The sequence below is a fragment of the Stenotrophomonas sp. YJH_SMC_14-1 genome (assembly GCF_059372275.1).
This window is the reverse complement of sequence record NZ_JCAFVK010000008.1, coordinates 144,276-160,773: the sequence shown is the minus strand read 5'-3', so window position 1 is coordinate 160,773 and position 16,498 is coordinate 144,276. Positions and strand designations below refer to the sequence as shown.

Here is a 16,498-nt window from a genome sequence, read left to right as displayed (position 1 = left end):
AGAGCGCCGGCCCCGACAGATCGCAGCAGACTGTCGAAGGCGGGGTGGGTCCGGTTGCGGGGGCGTGATCCGGTGGTTGCAGCAGCAACCGAAAAAATTGGCCATGATCGGCTGACCCCCACGTCGTACGGCCCGCCCGTTCCGCCAGCCATGCCCGAATACCGTTCCCGCACCTCCACCGCCGGCCGCAACATGGCCGGCGCCCGCGCCCTGTGGCGCGCCACCGGCATGAAGGATGGAGACTTCCACAAGCCGATCATCGCCATCGCCAACTCCTTCACCCAGTTCGTGCCCGGCCACGTGCACCTGAAGGACCTCGGCCAGCTGGTCGCGCGCGAGATCGAGCAGGTCGGCGGCGTCGCCAAGGAATTCAACACCATCGCCGTGGACGACGGCATCGCGATGGGCCACGACGGCATGCTGTATTCGCTGCCCAGCCGCGAGATCATCGCCGACGCCGTGGAGTACATGGTCAACGCGCACTGTGCCGACGCGCTGGTGTGCATCAGCAACTGCGACAAGATCACCCCCGGCATGCTGATGGCAGCGCTGCGCCTGAACATCCCGGTGGTGTTCGTTTCCGGCGGACCGATGGAAGCGGGCAAGACCAAGCTGTCCGAGCACAAGCTGGACCTGGTCGATGCGATGGTGGTGGCTGCCGATGACAGCGCTTCCGACGAGAAGGTGGCCGCGTTCGAACGCAGCGCCTGCCCCACCTGCGGCTCCTGCTCGGGCATGTTCACCGCCAACTCGATGAACTGCCTGACCGAAGCACTGGGCCTGTCATTGCCCGGCAACGGCACCACGCTGGCCACCCACGCCGACCGTGAGGCGCTGTTCCGCCGTGCCGGCCGCCTGATCGTCGAACTCTGCCATCGCTGGTATGGCGGCGAAGACCCGAGCGCGCTGCCGCGCGGCATCGCCACCCAGGCGGCGTTTGCCAATGCGATGACCCTCGACATCGCCATGGGCGGCTCCACCAACACCATCCTGCACCTGCTGGCCGCCGCGCAGGAAGCGGAGGTCGACTTCAACCTGACCCACATCGACGCGCTGTCGCGGCGCGTCCCGCAGCTGTGCAAAGTGGCGCCGAACACGCCGAAGTACCACATCGAGGACGTGCATCGCGCCGGCGGTGTGTTCGGCATCCTCGGTGAACTGGACCGCGCCGGCCTGCTCGAAACCACGGTGCCGACCGTGCACAGCGCCAGCCTGGCCGAAGCACTGGAACGCTGGGACGTGGTGCGCAGCGACAACGACACCCTGCATACCTTCTTCAAGGCCGGCCCGGCCGGCATCCCCACCCAGGAGGCCTTCAGCCAGGCCACGCGCTGGCCGACGCTGGACGTAGACCGCGCCGAGGGCTGCATCCGCTCGCTGCAGCATGCGTATTCGCTGGAAGGTGGGCTGGCCGTGCTGCGCGGCAACCTGGCCGTGGATGGCTGCGTGGTGAAGACCGCCGGCGTGGACGAGTCGATCCATGTGTTCGAAGGCCCCGCGCGCGTCTATGAAAGCCAGGACGCCGCCGTCGCCGGCATCCTCGCCGACGAAGTGCAGCCGGGCGAGGTGGTGGTGATCCGCTACGAAGGCCCGAAGGGCGGCCCCGGCATGCAGGAAATGCTGTACCCGACCAGCTATCTGAAATCGAAGGGGCTGGGCAAGCAGTGCGCACTGCTCACCGATGGCCGCTTCTCCGGCGGCACCTCCGGCCTGTCGATCGGCCATGTCTCGCCGGAAGCCGCCAGCGGGGGTGTCATCGGCCTGGTGGAAGATGGCGACCGCATCCGCATCGACATTCCGGCCCGCCGCATCGACCTGCTGCTGGATGAGACCACGCTGGCCCAGCGCCGCAGCGACGCCGATGCGCGTGGTTGGAAGCCGCGCGCACCGCGCCCACGCAAGGTCACCAGCGCGCTGAAGGCTTATGCACTGCTGGCCACCAGCGCCGACAAGGGTGCCGTACGCAACACCGCGCTTCTGGGCGATTGACCGCCATACGGTAGTGCCGGCCGCTGGCCGGCATCTGGGAAAAGGGGCTGAGGGAATTAAGTCGTTTGTGCCTAAATCGACTTAATCCCCTCCGTCCCCTTTTTGCCGGCCAGCGGCCGGCACTACCGGTCAGCCGATCACACGCTTGAACGGTGGCAGCGCGTCGATGATGCGCTTGCCGTAGCGGCGGGTCAGCAGCCGCGAATCGAGGATGATCACGCGGCCGGTGTCGGTGGAAGTGCGGATCAGGCGGCCTGCGAACTGGGTCAGCGTGCGCAACGCATGCGGAATGGCGATCAGGTTGAAGGCATTCAGCCCACGCCCCTCGAACCATTCGCTGAGGGTGGCGGTCTGCGGATCGGTCGGCACCGCGAACGGCACCTGGGTGATCACCACCGTGGTGCAGGCTTCACCGGGCAGGTCGAGGCCTTCGCCGAACGAATTCAGCCCGAACAGCACCGAACCCTCGCCTGCGGCCACGCGGCGCAGGTGCTCGTCGATCAGGCGGGTCTTGGACATCTCGCCCTGAACCAGCACCTGCTTGCGGCGCGCGGCCGACATCAGCCCGGCCACCTTCTCCATCTTCCAGCGCGAGGTGAACAGCACCATCGAGCCTTTGGCCCAGTCCAGCTCGGTGTCGAGGTAGCGCGCCACTTCGCGCGGATGGCCTTCGCGGTCGTCCGTAGTGACCGGGAACTTCGGCACGATCAGTTCGGCCTGGTTGGGCAGGTCGAACGGTGACGACAGCGAGACCATCTCGGCCTCTTCGGGGATGCCGTTGTCGATCGCCAGCGACTGGAAATCGCCGCCACCGGTCAACGTCGCCGAGGTCATCACCACCGAGTCCACTTCATCCCACAGCAGCTTGCGCAGCACGTGCGCGGCCGACACCGGCGAGCCGTGCAGCACCAGATCGCCGTCGCGGGTGGCGGTGACCCAGCGCGCCATCGGCGGCGCACCGTCCTTGTCTTCGCGGCGCCAGGCCTGCCACAGGTTGTACTGCTGCTCGATCATCTCCAGCGCCATGCCCAGGTTGCGCTGCAGGCGCTCGCGCGCGGCATCGTCCGGCTTGCCCTTGGCTACCTGGGCGGTGGCGGCGTGCGCCCAGTTGTAGAGGCTGCGGGTATCGTCAGCCAGTGCTTCGATCGGCTCGCGCCAGGCCTCGGGCAGTCGCCCATTGGCCGCGCGCCACATCGGCTCTTCGTCCGCCGGCGCCGGCATCCACACGCGCTCGATATGATCGCGGAACGCGCGCAGCTGCTTGGCCACGTTGCTGGCCACCTCGATCGCTTCGTTCGGCAGCAGGTTGCCGAGGCGATCCTTGTCGACCGCGCGGTAGGCGCCGGCGATCAGGATCTGCAGGCGACCGGTGCGTTTGGCCATCTCGTCCAGCGCCAGGCTGGCCGCGCCCTGGTCGATCGCCACGTTGCCGATGTGATGGCCTTCGTCCAGCACCAGCAGCATGTCCGACGGCGGTGCGATCAACGGCTGGCCGTTGTCGCTGTCGCCGATCGACAGCGCCGACAGCAGCAGCGCGTGGTTGGTGACCACGATCTGCGCGTCACGCACGGTGTTGCGCGAACGCAGCACCGCACACTGCGCCGAATAGGCACAACGGCGCCCGGCGCAGCCCGAAGCCGGCGTGGTGATGCGGCTGCGCAGGCCGGGGCTGATCGTCTCCGGTGCGTTGTCGATGTCGCCATCCCAGCTGCCGCCGGTGAAGGCATCGGTCAGGCGCTTGGCGATGTCCATCTCGATCGGCGCCAGTGGCCGGTCGAACAAGGGCGCGTCGTCCTCGAACATGCCGCCCTGCGAGCCCTCGCCCTGCGCCTCGGCGGCATTGCGCGTGCACAGGTAGCGGGTACGGCCCTTGGCCAGCGCCACGGTCGCCTCCAGGCCGGTGGCTTTCAGGAAATTCGGGATATCGCGCTCGACCAGCTGCGACTGCAGCGCCACGGTGCCGGTGCTGATCACCAGCTTCTTCTTGCTGGCCAATGCGATCGGCACGCCTGCGGTGAGGTAGCCCAGGCTCTTGCCGACGCCGGTGGGCGCCTCGACCACGCCGACGCCACCACTTTTCGACAGCGCACGCGACACCACGCCGATCATCTGGCTCTGCGAGCGACGGGTGGAGAAGCCGGGGGTATTGGCCTGCAGCGTCGTGTACGCCTTGCGGATCGCGTCCTTCAAGGTGTCATCGAGGGTGCGCGGAGCGGCGACGGTTTCGGTCACGCCGGGAATTACCGTAGCTGGATCAGGCCGGGCATTGTCGCATGGCCGGCCGCATTCACCGCCGCTGGGACCCTGAACGGGCCAGCGACGACGCCCGCTGGCGGTCCCGGTCCAATGGCCGGACCATCCAAGGGGCAGATACGCCGGGCATGGCCCGGCGCGACCGGTCAGGCGGCCGGGAGCGTACGGGTACGCAGCAGGCGCACCAGCGCCCACACCACCAGCACCACACCGATGGCCTCGACCATCGCCAGCGCGAAATGCAGCACGCCGAGGATGGCACTCAAGCTCGACACGGCACTGAAATCACCGCTGCGGACCATCCACATCGGCAGGATGCCCGCCGCCATGCCGCCGAGGCTGGCCAGCAGCAACAGCAGCAGGCCGACCAGGGCACCGGTGCGGGTGGCATCGCGCGGTGCGCCGACCACCCAGACCAGGCCCACGCACAGCGCGATCAGCACCGGCAGGCGCACGCCCACCATGCTCAGCACCGTGACCAGCAGGGTTGTGCCGTCCATCGATCAGTCCTCGCCGGCCAGCACGGCCGAGCCCTGGCGCAGCGACTGGTAGACCTCGTCGGTCTGCGGGCGCACACCGTGCCACTGCAGGAAACTCTCAGCGGCCTGCTCGACCAGCATGCCCAGGCCATCGACCGTATTGCGGCACTCTGCGGCGCGCGCCCAGGCCAGGAAGGCGATCGCCGCTTCGCCGTAGTTGAGGTCGACGGCGGTGGTCATCGAGTTGACCAGCGACAGCGGCAGCTTGAACTCGACGTCGCGGTCGCGGCCGGCCGAGGTGGCGTTGACGATCAGTTCGAAGTCACCCAGATCACGCAGGTCTTCCCAGTAGCGGCTGATCGCGCGACCCGGCTCACCCATCGCATCGATCAGTTCATCGGCGCGTTCCGGTGTGCGGTTGACCACCACCAGCTCGGTGATGCCGGCATCAAGCAGCGCCGGGGCGACGCTGCGCGCGGAGCCACCGGCACCGATCAGCAACATGCGGCGGCCACGCAGGTCCAGGCCATGGCGGTCGGTCAGGTCACGCACCAGGCCGATGCCGTCGGTGGTGTCGCCATGCCAGCGGTCGCCCTTGCGCAGCAGCGTGTTGACCGAACCGGCGCGGCGCGCGCGTGCGGTCAGGGTGGTGCACACCGAGAACGCGGCCTCCTTGTGCGGCGAGGTGACGTTGGCGCCGACACCGCCGTCGGCGGCGAAGGCCTCCAGGCCGGCCAGGAACGCCTCCGGGGCCAGGTCGATCGCGCGGTAATCCACCGCGATGCCTTCCTGGCGACCGAACGTCGCGTGGATCTGCGGCGACTTCGAGTGGGCAACGGGGTGTCCGAAGACGGCGTAACGGTCGGTCATGGAATCCTCAAGCTGGCTAGACTGATGCTCTTTCGTGCACGGACCCGGATGATGCGCATCACCCCGCCCCTGCTGGTGCTTGCCGCCAGTCTACTCTCTGCCCCCGTGGCGATGGCGTTGAACGAGTACGGCATCGAAGGCATGGGCGTGGTCTCGACCCGCGCCGACGAGGGCCGCGCCACGATCAGTGCCGATGGCCGGCGCATCGTCTTCGCCCGCCGCGGCGAAGCCGGCTGGGGCCTGTGGGAGGCGCGCGTGGTCGATGGCCGCTGGCAGCAGGCGCAGGCCCTGCCGGTAGGCGTGGCCGGCGAGGCCCGCGATCCCTACTTCAGCCGCGACGGCCGCTGGCTGTTGTTCGCCGCCGGCCGCGAAGGCGCGCTGGCGCTGTACCGGGCTGCGGTGGAAGCAGATGGCCGGCTGGGCAAGGCGCACCCCATGGCCGGCGACGGTGGACGCCACGAAGAGCGCGGGCCGGCCCTGAGCGCGGACGGCACGCGGCTGCTGTTTGCCCGCCAACAGGGCCGTGGCGCCGGCTGGAACCTGTTCGTGGCGACGCTGGATGCGCAGGGCATGCGCGGCCCGGCCACCGCATTGACAGCGTTGAACAGCGCCGACGACGAGACCGACGGCGACTGGCTGGGCAACGATGGCGCGGTGGTGTTCAGCCGCGGCAACGGCGCAACCGCACAGGTGTGGAGCAGCGGCTGCGCGTGGAGTGGCGCGGCCCTGCAACCGTTGGGACTGTCGTTCAACCAGACCGGCGGCTGGACCGGCGCGCCGGTGATCGACAACGCCAAGCCAGGCGAAATGATGGTGGCCAGCAGCGCGGCCAGGGCACCGCGTGCCGGTGGCGTGGACGTGTACCGGTTGGCGGTGCCGAAGGTGGCGGCGGTGGCCGGGTGCGTGCGGTAGATCCACGCCGCGCGTGGATGGCGCCCGCGAAGGGGATCAGAGCCCTTTCCTGCGGAAAGGGATCCGACCCCGGGCATTGCCCGTCAGCGCGACAACACCTTGGCGCGCAACTGCTCGTACTCCATCTCGCTCAGCTGGCCATTGTCCTTGCGCTGGTTCAGCGCGGCCAGCTCGGCCTGCACGCTGTCCGGCAGGGCCTGCTCACGGGCCACGTGGCGGGCGGCGGAGAGCTGCTCCGGTGGGCGCTTGCCCGCGCGCCAGGCGGCGATGAAGACACCGACGATGATGGCGCCGAACACCAGCGTGCCGGTGCCCCAGATCAGCCATTGCATCCATCCCAGTTCGGGTCCCATCGCGCAGTCCTCCGTCTATCGTGGCGCTATTGTCAGCGCTCGCGCAGCCATCGCGCCACCTGCGGCGCGAAATAGGTCAGCACGCCATCGGCACCGGCCCGCTTGAAGCCCAGCAGCGACTCCAGCACGCAGGCGCGCTCGTCCAGCCAGCCGTTGGCGAAGGCGGCCTTCATCATCGCGTACTCGCCACTGACCTGATAGGCGAAGGTCGGCACGCCGAATTTTTCCTTCACCCGGCGCACCAGGTCCAGGTACGGCATGCCCGGCTTGACCATCACCATGTCGGCGCCCTCTTCCAGGTCCAGCGCGATCTCGCGCAGGGCCTCGTCGCCGTTGGCCGGGTCCATCTGGTAGGTCTTCTTGTCGGCCTTGCCGAGGCTGGCCGCGCTGCCCACCGCATCACGGAACGGACCGTAGAACGCCGAGGCGTACTTGGCCGAGTAAGCCATGATGCGCACGTTGACGTGGTTGTCGGCATCCAGCGCACGGCGGATCGCGCCGATGCGGCCATCCATCATGTCCGACGGCGAAACGATGTCGACGCCGGCTTCGGCATGCGACACCGACTGCTTGACCAGCGCTTCGACGGTGATGTCGTTCAGTACATAGCCCTTGTCGTCGATGATGCCGTCCTGGCCGTGGGTGGTGTACGGGTCCAGCGCCACATCGGTCATCACCCCCAGTTCCGGGAAGCGCGACTTCAGCGCGCGGATCGCGCGTTGCGCCAGGCCGTCCTCGGCCCACGCCGCCGATGCATCCAGCGATTTCAGCGACGGGTCGATCACCGGAAACAGGTCGATCACCGGAATGCCCAGCTCCAGCGCCTCTTCGGCCACCTTCAGCAGTTCTTCGATCGACAGCCGCTCCACGCCCGGCATCGACGGCACTGCGGCGCGGCCGGCCAGTTCGTGCACGAACACCGGGTAGATCAGGTCGTCGGTGGTCAGCGTGTTCTCGCGCATCAGGCGGCGCGAGAACTCGTCGTGGCGCATGCGGCGCGGGCGATACAGTGGGTGGGACATGGCAGGCTCCGAGGAGTGGCTATTGCAACAGGTAGCCCTGCGGCAGCAGGGGTTCGGGCAACGGGCGTTCGCCGAGCGCATCGAGCTGGTCGATCTCGATCGTGCGCACCAGCGCGTCCAGCGGCAGATCGTTCGGCTCAAGGCCGAAGGGGTCTTCCATTTCTTCGCCCAGCTGGTCCAGGCCGAAGAAGGCATAGGCCAGCACCGCCGACAGCACCGGCGTGCCCCAGCCCAGCGAACTGGCCAGGCCGAACGGCAGCAGCACGCAGAACATCCACGCGCAGCGGTGCAGCAGCAGGGTGTAGGCGAACGGCAGCGGCGTGGTGAGGATGCGCTCGCAGCCGGCCTGGATCGACGACATCGCGTGCAGGCGCTCTTCCAGCTGGGTGTAGAGGATGGGCTCGAGCTGGCCGGCGCGCAGCACATGCGCCAGTTCGGCCGCGATCATCGCCAGCAGTGCATCGGGCACGTTCTCGCGCTGGCCCAGCTGTTCGCGCTGGCGCTTGTCCAGCCACGGCAGTGCTGCCAGGGCGACGATGCGACCACGCAGTCGCGCCGCCAGCGCATGGGCGAACGCGGTGGTGAGGTAGGCGACGCGACGACGACGGCCCGCGTCGTCGGCCAGCAGCAGGTTTACCTGGCGCGCCAGCGAACGCGATTCGTAGATCAGCTGGCCCCACAGCTTGCGTCCTTCCCACCAGCGGTCGTAGCAGGCGCTGTTGCGGAAGCTGAGGAAGATCGACAGCACCAGGCCAAGCAGGGTGAACGGGGTCACCGACACGCGTTCGATGCCGGTGGGGGGCGCCAGTTCGACCACCGCAGCCACGGCGATGGACAGGATCAGGATGGCCAGCACCTTCGGCGCGATCGCTTTGACGATCGAACCGCGCAGGATGTACAGCAGTTGCCAGCCGTGGGGACGGGGTCGGATGATCATGGGGCAGCCGCGCGGGGCGCGGATTCACAGGCACGCGGGGGGCTCGCGCAGCCATTCATTGTACGCCCCCGCCCGGCCATCGGCCGTGTGCCTGCGACGCCCTGTCGCACCCGGGACCGGGCTCAGACCACGCCGCCGCCCAGGCCAAGACGCAGGATGCCGACCACCACCACGATACCGTTCAGGACCAACCCGGCCCACGCCCGGCCACGCTTGCTCGGGTGGGTGAACAGGATGCCCAGCGCGGCGATCACCGCACCGACCGCAGCGAACGGGATCAGGAACCAGTTGCCCCAGCCCAGCAGCGGAATCAACGCCAGGATCATCCACAACAGCGCCAATACGCCCCACAACAGACTGATCACACCCATGCCGCTCTCCCGCAGTTGGTTCCTGGCCCCACCATAATCGTTCCCGTTGCCGCCGCCTACTGCCATTGGCGGGGCTGTCACCCGGCCCGTGCTAGCGTGCTGTCGTGCGTGCCCCGGCCCGGGTGTTGGCGCCGATTCAGAGTGGCCCGCCGATCATCGCAACCAGTCCTGCAGGGGAAGTGCCATGAACATCCGTTGGGCCGCGTTGGCGGCCATGCTGCTGGTCGCCGCCGGCTGTGCCAGCACCTCCAAGGTGATGCTGGGCCGCGCGCGCGCACCGATCGATCCGGCGCTGGTGCAGATCTATTCGACGCCACCGGCCGGCTCCCAGGAAATCGCCCAGCTGGAATCGTCTTCCGCCGTCGGCTTCGGCACCCAAGGCCAGACCGACGCCGCCGTGGCCCGCCTGAAGCGTGAAGCCGCAGCGCTGGGCGCCAACGGCGTGGTGCTGATGGGCGTGGGCAGCAGCGGTTCGCCGGTAGGCATGTCGGTGGGCGCGGGCACGTTCGGCTCGCACGTCGGTGGTGGCGTCGGCATCGGGATTCCGACCACGCAGAAGCGCGCCGCAGGCGTCGCGATCTGGGTGCCGAATCCGGCACCGCCGGCGCGGTTGCCGACACAGGTGATTACCCCGCAGCGGTGACGCAGCAGCGTCACCGCAGGTAGTGCCGGCCGCTGGCCGGCACATCCCTGCAACAGCCAACACATCACTCTGGTGGGTGCCAACCTTGGTTGGCACGAACCCACAGCGCCGACCAAGGTCGGCATCTACCCACACCGGTTGCCGGCCAGCGGCCGGCACTACCCGGTGATGCTCAGCGCTTGTACTTCGGCACGAACACCTTGTTCACCGCGTCGGCCAGCTGGTCCGGCGGCAGCAGGCCCTGGTCGAGCAGGAAGTTGTTGAACGCCAGGCGGTCGAACTTCGCACCCAGCGCCAGTTCCGTCTGCATGCGCAGTTCCAGGATGCGGGTGTAGCCGTAGAAGTAGCTACCTGCCTGGCCCGGCATCCGCACCATGTAGCGGTCCAGTTCCTGGGTGGCCATCGCCTTGGACAGGCCGACCTGCTCCATCAGCACGCGCTCGCCGTTGGCACGGTCGGTCAGGCCGAGGTTGAGCATCGGGTCGAGCATCGCGCGCGCGGCGCGCAGCAGGCGGAACTGCAGGGCGATCATCTGCCCGTCCAGCGGCTCGTACGGCACCATCTCGGCTTCGGCGTACAGCGCCCAGCCTTCCACGTTCACCGAATTGAACGCGAACATGGTGCGTGCCAGCGACACACCACGCTCGACCATCGCGGTGAACTGCAGCTCGTGGCCGGGGCGGCCTTCATGCGCGCTCAGCGTCCATGCTGCCGCACCGAAGTTGAAGTCGTCGTACTGCGCGCCCGGGCCCGCTGCCGGGTTGCCCAGCGGCAGCACGAAGGTGCCCTGCTGCCCGGTGTTGTTGACCAGCGGGGCCGGCAGGAAGTGCGGAGCCGGGCTGGCCGCACTCTCGGCGGCCGAGCCCAGGCGCATCTGCATGGCGCGCTTGGGCACGTCGACGATGGCGTGCTCGCGGATCAGCGGATCGATCGCATCGATCACCTTGCGATAGTGACCTTCCAGATGGTCGTCGGCGATCTTGTCGGCCTTCAGCGCGCGGATCACCGCCACCGGATCGCTCGGGTCGGCCACCTTCAGCCCCTTGTCCTTCACCACCAGCGGTGCCAGCTGCTGCATCGCCGAGCGGGTTTCCATGAACTCCAGCTGCGCGCGCTGCATCAGCAGCTTCGGGTCGATGTCGATGCCGACCTGCTTGAGCTGGTAGGCGTACAACGGCGCCGGCAGGCGTGCGTCGGCACGTGACTTCGGCAGTACCTCCTTGCGGGTCCAGGCGGCGTAGTCCTTCATCTGCCCGGCCAGCGCCTTCATTGCTTCATCGGCGCCGGCAATCTGGTACTTCTTCAGCAGCGACTCGATACCGGTGATGTAGGTCTCGACGTTGTCCAGCGATTGCTGCACTTCAATCTTCGTCGGCTGCAACAGGCTGCTGTCCTTCAGCCGTTCCTCGTAGCGCTGGCGCGCCAGCGTGGTGAAGGCGGTGCCGCCCGGCTGCAGGCCGGCATAGGCCTTGAGGCGGTCGACCGCCTTGGCCCGGCGCTCCGCTGGCACCTGGTCGGACAGCAGCAGGTTGAGGCCGCTGAACACGGTCTGCGGCGCATCGCTCCACGGCAGCAGGTACTTCTCGTTGAGCTCGCTGCCTTCGATGTTCTGGCTGGCGGCGTGGATCATGATCTCCAGGTCCTGGCGGACATTGGGATCCTTCTCGACGGCCAGCTTTGCCTTCAGTTCGTCACGTGCCTTGGCCATGGCAGCGCGGTAGCGCTTGCCGTTGTCCGGGCCGAGATCGGCCACCTTGTCGTCGTAGCCGGGCACGCCGAAGAAGCCGGTTTCCTCCGGCTGGAACGGGCCCTGGGCGTCCAGCAGAATCTGCGCCAGCGCATTGCTGCGGGCGACCCAGGCCGGGCTGGCCGGGGTGGCGGCCTTGGCGGAGGGTGCCGCCAGCGCCGGTGGTGCGGACAGCAGCGGTGCGGCAGTCAGGGCCAGGGCAACGGCGAGCGCAATCGGCTTCATGGGACACTCCAGCAAAGGGTTGCCCGCACCCTACGCGCTCACGGCGATGGCGACAATCGGCGGGAAGTCATGGCGGGCTGGTTGTGCAGCCGGGCTCCGCGGAAACCTGGCGGGGGTAGAGTCGACTGTCAGTCGACTATCGCGCGCAGCGCGGGGTTTTTCGCTGTCTGATCGAAGAGCAGTCGACTGACAGTCGACTCTACCCAGTCGACGTCCCGCAGTCGCTTGCCCCCGGAGATCACAGCGCGGCGGTCAGCGGGCATTCGCCGCGATCACGGCAGGCCTTCAGCTCGCACTCCTGCGCGGCCTCGTCGTCATCCAGCGCCGTCAGGTCGAAGGTCTGCTTGTCCTCGCCCAACACGTACATCACCGGGTAGTCCCACACGTCATCGCGACGGGTACCCTGCACGAACAACCGTCCGTGCGCATGCGGTCCTTCCAGGGCTACGGTCAGGCCGACATCACGCTGGCCGTTGATCGCAGTCTGCATGCTGCCCAGCGGCATCGACTCGATGTTCAACGGCTCACCGAACGCTTCCACCAGTTCAATACTGCAGCCCGCGCGCCGCAGCGCCTCGCGCATCGGCGGGCTCTCGCGTGCCGCCTCGCTCCAGCGCAGCACGCTCCAGGTCACCACACCCCCTGCACCACCCAGCACCAGCACCACCATCAACGGCATCGCCCAGCGCCAGTGGCGGCACCACCAACCGGCGGATGCCGGGTCATGGGCGGGAATCGGCGGTGGCAGGGTCATCGGCGGGCTCCTTCCCGTTGCTGGATCAGGGCTTGAGGCAACGTCCCAGGAAGGCTTCGGCCACGCGGTAGCGATGCAGGGCATCGGCGCCGGACAGGCCATGCTTGGCACCCGGGTAGGTCATCAGCTCGAACGGCTGTGCACGCTTCTGCAACGCGCTCATCAGGCTGGTCGAATTGGTGAACAACACGTTGTCGTCAGCCATGCCGTGGATCAGCAGCAGCGGCGAGCGCAGGCCATCGATATGGGTCAGCACGCGCGCTTCGCGGTAACCCGCTTCATTGCGCGCCGGCAGGTCCATGTAGCGTTCGGTGTAATGGCTGTCGTACAGGCCCCAGTCGGTCACCGGCGCACCGGCCACGCCACAAGCGTACTGGTTCGAAGCCTTGGCCAGCAGCATCAGGGTCATGTAGCCGCCGTTGGACCAGCCCTGCACGCCGATGCGCGCCGGGTCCACCCATGGCTGCTGCTTCAGCCAGGCCACGCCGCGCAGCTGGTCGGTCACTTCCACCGTGCCCTGCTTGCCATACAGCGCACCACCGAAGTCGCGGCCACGGCGCGGGGTGCCACGGTTGTCCAGCGAGAACACCACGTAGCCCTGCTGGGCCAGGTACTGGTTGAACAGGTGGTCGCCACGGCCGGGCCAGCTGTCGGTGACGGTCTGGCTGGCCGGGCCACCATAGACGTACACGGCCACCGGGTAGCGCTTGGACGGATCGAAGCCGGCCGGCTTGATCACGCTGTAGTTCAGCGGGGTCTTGCCGTCGGCAGCCATCAACGTGCCGAACTCCACCGGGCGCTGCGCATCGCGGTAGCGCGCATACGGATGCTTGGGATCGGCCAGGTCGTTCTCGAGCAGGGTGGCGATCTTCTCGCCATTGGCGCGGAACAGTTCGATCTGCGGCGGCGTGGTGCTGTTGGACCAACTGTCCACGTAGACGCTGGCGTTGCGGGCGAAGCTGGCGCTGTGCATGCCCGGCGCCTTCGACAGGCGCTGCGGCTCACCGCCCTGCAGCGACACCGCGTAGATCTGGCTTTCGCGCGAGGTCTCGATGCCGGCGCGGAAGTAGGCCTTGCCAGCCTTTTCATCAACCGCCAGCAGCTCGTCCACCGGCCAGTTGCCGTGGGTCAGCGCAGTGGCCTTGCCCTTGCTGTCGATGCGGTAAAGGTGCTGGAAGCCGGTGCGTTCGGACGACCACAGCACGCTGCCATCGTCGAGGAAACGCAGGCTGTTGTGCAGCGGCACCCAGGTCGGGCTGGTTTCGTGGGCGAGCACGCGCTGGCGGTTGGAGTCGAGTGCCACTTCCACCAGGTCCAGCTGCTTCTGGTCACGCGACTGGCGCTGGAAGCTCAGGTGCTGCGCATCGCGCCAGTCCACGCGGGCCAGGTAGATGTCCTGTTCCTTGCCGAGGTCGACCCAGCGCGGCTGCGCATCGGCGGCCGGTGCGATCACGCCCAGCTGCACGCGCACGTTGGCATCGCCGGCGGCCGGGTAACGCTGCTCGATCACGTCGGTGCGGTCGGCATAGACCTCATAGCGCTTCTGCACCGGTACCGGCGATTCGTCGATGCGGGCAAAGGCAATCGCCGAATCGTCCGGCGCCCACCAGTAACCGGTGTGGCGATCCATTTCCTCGTCGGCGACGAACTCGGCAACGCCGTTGCCGATGGTGGTGCTGCCGTCGCGGGTCAGCTGCAGCTGCCTGCCGCTGGCCAGGTCGATCACCCACAGGTTGCGGCCGCGGATGAAGCTGACGAAGCCGCCCTTGGGCGACAGCTTGGCGTCGGTGGCGAAGCCTTCACCATGGGTCAGCTGGCGCACCGCCGCCTGGCCCTGCTGCTTGAGGTCGTACAGGTACAGCTCGCCGCCCAGCGGGAACAGCAGGCGCTGCGCGTCCGGCGACCACTGGTAATCGACGATGCCGGTCATCGCGGCGATGCGCTGGCGCTCGCGGCGGGCCTTCTCCTCGTCGCTGAGGGTCTCGGTGCCGGGCAGCACCACCTTGGAATCAACCAGCAACCGGGTCTGGCCACTGTCGATGTCGTAGGTCCACAGGTCCAGCTGGTTGCGGTCGCTGTCCTTGCCGCGCAGGAAGCTGACCTGCGAACCGTCGGGCGCCACCTTCGGCTTCATCAGGGTCGGGCCGGACAACGGCAACGGGCCGGTGATGGCTTCCAGGGTCAGCTTTTCAGCGTGGGCGGCGGTACTGGTGGCGAGCATGAGGGCGAGCGAAGCGAACAGGTGGCGCATGGAGGATCCCGGCAAACGGCAGGTCCGCCCCCGCGATGGACGCGGAGCGGTCGTCCCCCATCCTAACCAAGCCTGTGCGGGAAGGCAGCATGACCTTCTGCCCATGCCGCGGTGCTGGGGTCGGAGCCCTTCGCGCTGCAAAGGGATCCGACCCCGAGGCGGTCAGCGCTGGCCGAACAGGTGCTTGCGCTCCTCGTCGCTGAGCGGCTTGCCGGCGTTGGGGTTCACCTGCTGGCGCAGGGCATAGGCGCGCTGGGTGGCCGGGCGTGCGGCAATGGCTTCATGCCAGCGCTTGAGGTTCGGGAACGCGGTGAAATCCACCGGCAGCTTGTCGTAGGCGCCGATCCACGGGTAGCTGGCCATGTCGGCGATGGTGTACTCGTCGCCGGCCAGGAAGGCGTGCTGGGCCAGGCGCTTGTCCATCACCCCGTGCAGGCGGCGCACTTCGTTGTCATAGCGCTCGATGGCATACGGGATCTTTTCAGGCGCGTATACGTTGAAGTGGCCCATCTGGCCGCTCATCGGGCCCAGGCCGGCCATCTGCCAGAACAGCCACTCCAGGGTGGTGACGCGGCCGCGGGGGTCGCTGGGCAGGAAGCGGCCGGTCTTCTCGGCCAGGTACAGCAGGATCGCGCCGGACTCGAACACGCTCTGGGGAGCACCGCCATCGGCCGGGGCCTGGTCGACGATGGCCGGCATCTTGTTGTTCGGCGAGATCGCCAGGAATTCCGGCTTGAACTGGTCGCCCGAGCCGATGTTGACCGGGTGGATGCGGTATTCCAGGCCGGTTTCTTCCAGCAGCAGGGTCACTTTGTGGCCGTTCGGGGTGGGCCAGTAATACAGGTCGATCATGGCGGCGGCTCGGGGTGCGGAAAGGAACCTGAAGTCTAGTGCGTGAGTTGGGTTGGCACCGTCATGGCGGGCCGGTAACCTCGCCTCTCCCCCGCAACGCAGCATCCCTCGCATGAGTGCAAACCGCCCGCCGCTCTCCCCCTTGTCCACGCTGATCTTCGCCTCGCGCTGGCTGCAGCTGCCGCTGTACCTGGGCCTGATCGTGGCGCAGTGCGTCTACGTGTTCCTGTTCGGCAAGGAACTGTGGCACCTGATCTCGCACTCGGTGTCGATGGGCGAGCAGCAGATCATGCTGATCGTGCTGGGCCTGATCGACGTGGTGATGATCTCCAACCTGCTGGTGATGGTGATCGTCGGCGGCTACGAGACCTTCGTCTCGCGCCTGCGCCTGGAAGGCCACCCGGACCAGCCGGAATGGCTGAGCCACGTCAATGCCAGCGTGCTGAAGGTGAAACTGGCGATGGCGATCATCGGCATCTCCTCGATCCACCTGCTGAAGACCTTCATCGCCAGCGGTGCGCTGGGCGGCATCCCGCTGTGCACGCCGGAGCAGATGAGCGTGGCCGCTGCCAACATCGGTGTCGCCCGCTGCTCGATGCTGACCCAGGATGGCGTGCTGTGGCAGACCATCATCCACTGCGTGTTCATCCTGTCGGCGATCGGCATCGCCTGGACCGACAAGCTGATGTCCAACAGCCACAGCAGGTCGCACGACAAGGCACACGACCACTGAGGTCGCCGCCGCCAGCGGCTTGACCGCCGCTGCCCCATTCCGGCCACCGTCCCTTGTGCGCGGCGGTGGCCGGGATGCTAGATTGCACCCTCGCCGTTGCCGGCGGT

15 protein-coding genes are annotated in these 16,498 nt (G+C 67.8%); 4 read left to right on the top strand and 11 right to left on the bottom strand.

All coding sequences use genetic code 11. The features are described 5' to 3' along the window. The first annotated feature begins 150 nt into the window (after positions 1-150). Entirely contained in the window at positions 151-1,989 is a 1,839-nt protein-coding gene (ilvD, locus tag AC5P9P_RS16885; protein ID WP_049403676.1) for a dihydroxy-acid dehydratase, read from the top strand. A 129-nt stretch (positions 1,990-2,118) separates the two neighbouring features. Here ilvD and dinG read toward each other — a convergent pair whose 3' ends face one another. The 3 genes from dinG to aroE form a co-directional block, all read right to left on the bottom strand. Then, positions 2,119-4,221 carry an ATP-dependent DNA helicase DinG gene (gene dinG / locus AC5P9P_RS16880; protein WP_495232974.1) on the bottom strand — a complete coding sequence of 701 codons (2,103 nt, stop codon included), beginning with the start codon at positions 4,219-4,221 and terminating at the stop codon, positions 2,119-2,121. A 167-nt stretch (positions 4,222-4,388) separates the two neighbouring features. Further along, positions 4,389-4,742: a hypothetical protein gene (locus AC5P9P_RS16875; RefSeq protein ID WP_005411542.1), complete on the bottom strand. Its 354-nt coding sequence runs from the start codon at positions 4,740-4,742 to the stop codon at positions 4,389-4,391. 3 nt (positions 4,743-4,745) lie between these two features. Then, on the bottom strand, positions 4,746-5,591 hold the full coding sequence (aroE, locus tag AC5P9P_RS16870; RefSeq protein WP_033833778.1) for a shikimate dehydrogenase: 846 nt from the start codon (positions 5,589-5,591) through the stop codon (positions 4,746-4,748). A gap of 48 nt (positions 5,592-5,639) precedes the next feature. Here aroE and AC5P9P_RS16865 point away from each other — a divergent pair, with 48 nt between their 5' ends. Next, positions 5,640-6,503: a TolB-like translocation protein gene (locus tag AC5P9P_RS16865; protein WP_231522514.1), complete on the top strand. Its 864-nt coding sequence runs from the start codon at positions 5,640-5,642 to the stop codon at positions 6,501-6,503. 83 nt (positions 6,504-6,586) lie between these two features. Here the strand turns inward: AC5P9P_RS16865 and AC5P9P_RS16860 are convergent, their stop codons facing one another. The 4 genes from AC5P9P_RS16860 to AC5P9P_RS16845 all read right to left on the bottom strand — a co-directional run bounded on the left by AC5P9P_RS16860 (position 6,587) and on the right by AC5P9P_RS16845 (position 9,186). Then, a complete protein-coding gene (locus AC5P9P_RS16860; protein WP_005411545.1) occupies positions 6,587-6,856 on the bottom strand; it encodes a hypothetical protein in 270 nt (89 codons plus the stop codon). Between the two features lie 32 nt (positions 6,857-6,888). Further along, the gene (gene hemB, locus AC5P9P_RS16855) at positions 6,889-7,878 is read right to left on the bottom strand and encodes a porphobilinogen synthase (RefSeq protein ID WP_049403672.1); all 990 of its coding nucleotides are present in this window, start codon (positions 7,876-7,878) and stop codon (positions 6,889-6,891) included. 19 nt (positions 7,879-7,897) lie between these two features. Then, on the bottom strand, positions 7,898-8,815 hold the full coding sequence (locus AC5P9P_RS16850; RefSeq protein ID WP_111109185.1) for a bestrophin family protein: 918 nt from the start codon (positions 8,813-8,815) through the stop codon (positions 7,898-7,900). Between the two features lie 122 nt (positions 8,816-8,937). Then, positions 8,938-9,186 carry a hypothetical protein gene (locus AC5P9P_RS16845; RefSeq protein WP_005411548.1) on the bottom strand — a complete coding sequence of 83 codons (249 nt, stop codon included), beginning with the start codon at positions 9,184-9,186 and terminating at the stop codon, positions 8,938-8,940. A gap of 184 nt (positions 9,187-9,370) precedes the next feature. Between AC5P9P_RS16845 and AC5P9P_RS16840 the strand changes: the two genes are divergently transcribed. Then, positions 9,371-9,829 (top strand): hypothetical protein, encoded by a 459-nt coding sequence (locus AC5P9P_RS16840; RefSeq protein WP_024958198.1) that lies wholly within the window; start codon positions 9,371-9,373, stop codon positions 9,827-9,829. Between the two features lie 172 nt (positions 9,830-10,001). Here AC5P9P_RS16840 and AC5P9P_RS16835 read toward each other — a convergent pair whose 3' ends face one another. From AC5P9P_RS16835 to AC5P9P_RS16820, 4 genes are all read right to left on the bottom strand, one after another. After that, a complete protein-coding gene (locus tag AC5P9P_RS16835; protein WP_012481559.1) occupies positions 10,002-11,801 on the bottom strand; it encodes a DUF885 domain-containing protein in 1,800 nt (599 codons plus the stop codon). 238 nt (positions 11,802-12,039) lie between these two features. Further along, entirely contained in the window at positions 12,040-12,555 is a 516-nt protein-coding gene (locus AC5P9P_RS16830; RefSeq protein ID WP_049403671.1) for a cytochrome c oxidase assembly factor Coa1 family protein, read from the bottom strand. 25 nt (positions 12,556-12,580) lie between these two features. Next, on the bottom strand, positions 12,581-14,806 hold the full coding sequence (locus AC5P9P_RS16825) for a S9 family peptidase (protein WP_024958200.1): 2,226 nt from the start codon (positions 14,804-14,806) through the stop codon (positions 12,581-12,583). A 162-nt stretch (positions 14,807-14,968) separates the two neighbouring features. After that, positions 14,969-15,658 (bottom strand): glutathione binding-like protein, encoded by a 690-nt coding sequence (locus tag AC5P9P_RS16820; protein ID WP_005411553.1) that lies wholly within the window; start codon positions 15,656-15,658, stop codon positions 14,969-14,971. Between the two features lie 112 nt (positions 15,659-15,770). Between AC5P9P_RS16820 and AC5P9P_RS16815 the strand changes: the two genes are divergently transcribed. Further along, entirely contained in the window at positions 15,771-16,391 is a 621-nt protein-coding gene (locus tag AC5P9P_RS16815; protein ID WP_012481561.1) for a TIGR00645 family protein, read from the top strand. Positions 16,392-16,498: the final 107 nt, after the last annotated feature.

Excerpts from the sequence above, each read along its gene's own strand:
- AC5P9P_RS16835 (WP_012481559.1), bottom strand. The coding sequence starts at position 11,801 with ATGAAGCCGATTGCGCTCGCCGTTGCCCTGGCCCTGACTGCCGCACCG.
- AC5P9P_RS16825 (WP_024958200.1), bottom strand. The coding sequence starts at position 14,806 with ATGCGCCACCTGTTCGCTTCGCTCGCCCTCATGCTCGCCACCAGTACC.
- AC5P9P_RS16840 (WP_024958198.1), top strand. The coding sequence starts at position 9,371 with ATGAACATCCGTTGGGCCGCGTTGGCGGCCATGCTGCTGGTCGCCGCC.
- aroE (WP_033833778.1), bottom strand. The coding sequence starts at position 5,591 with ATGACCGACCGTTACGCCGTCTTCGGACACCCCGTTGCCCACTCGAAG.
- AC5P9P_RS16875 (WP_005411542.1), bottom strand. The coding sequence starts at position 4,742 with ATGGACGGCACAACCCTGCTGGTCACGGTGCTGAGCATGGTGGGCGTG.
- AC5P9P_RS16815 (WP_012481561.1), top strand. The coding sequence starts at position 15,771 with ATGAGTGCAAACCGCCCGCCGCTCTCCCCCTTGTCCACGCTGATCTTC.
- AC5P9P_RS16830 (WP_049403671.1), bottom strand. The coding sequence starts at position 12,555 with ATGACCCTGCCACCGCCGATTCCCGCCCATGACCCGGCATCCGCCGGT.
- AC5P9P_RS16860 (WP_005411545.1), bottom strand. The coding sequence starts at position 6,856 with ATGGGACCCGAACTGGGATGGATGCAATGGCTGATCTGGGGCACCGGC.
- AC5P9P_RS16850 (WP_111109185.1), bottom strand. The coding sequence starts at position 8,815 with ATGATCATCCGACCCCGTCCCCACGGCTGGCAACTGCTGTACATCCTG.
- AC5P9P_RS16865 (WP_231522514.1), top strand. The coding sequence starts at position 5,640 with ATGATGCGCATCACCCCGCCCCTGCTGGTGCTTGCCGCCAGTCTACTC.
- AC5P9P_RS16820 (WP_005411553.1), bottom strand. The coding sequence starts at position 15,658 with ATGATCGACCTGTATTACTGGCCCACCCCGAACGGCCACAAAGTGACC.
- ilvD (WP_049403676.1), top strand. The coding sequence starts at position 151 with ATGCCCGAATACCGTTCCCGCACCTCCACCGCCGGCCGCAACATGGCC.
- hemB (WP_049403672.1), bottom strand. The coding sequence starts at position 7,878 with ATGTCCCACCCACTGTATCGCCCGCGCCGCATGCGCCACGACGAGTTC.
- AC5P9P_RS16845 (WP_005411548.1), bottom strand. The coding sequence starts at position 9,186 with ATGGGTGTGATCAGTCTGTTGTGGGGCGTATTGGCGCTGTTGTGGATG.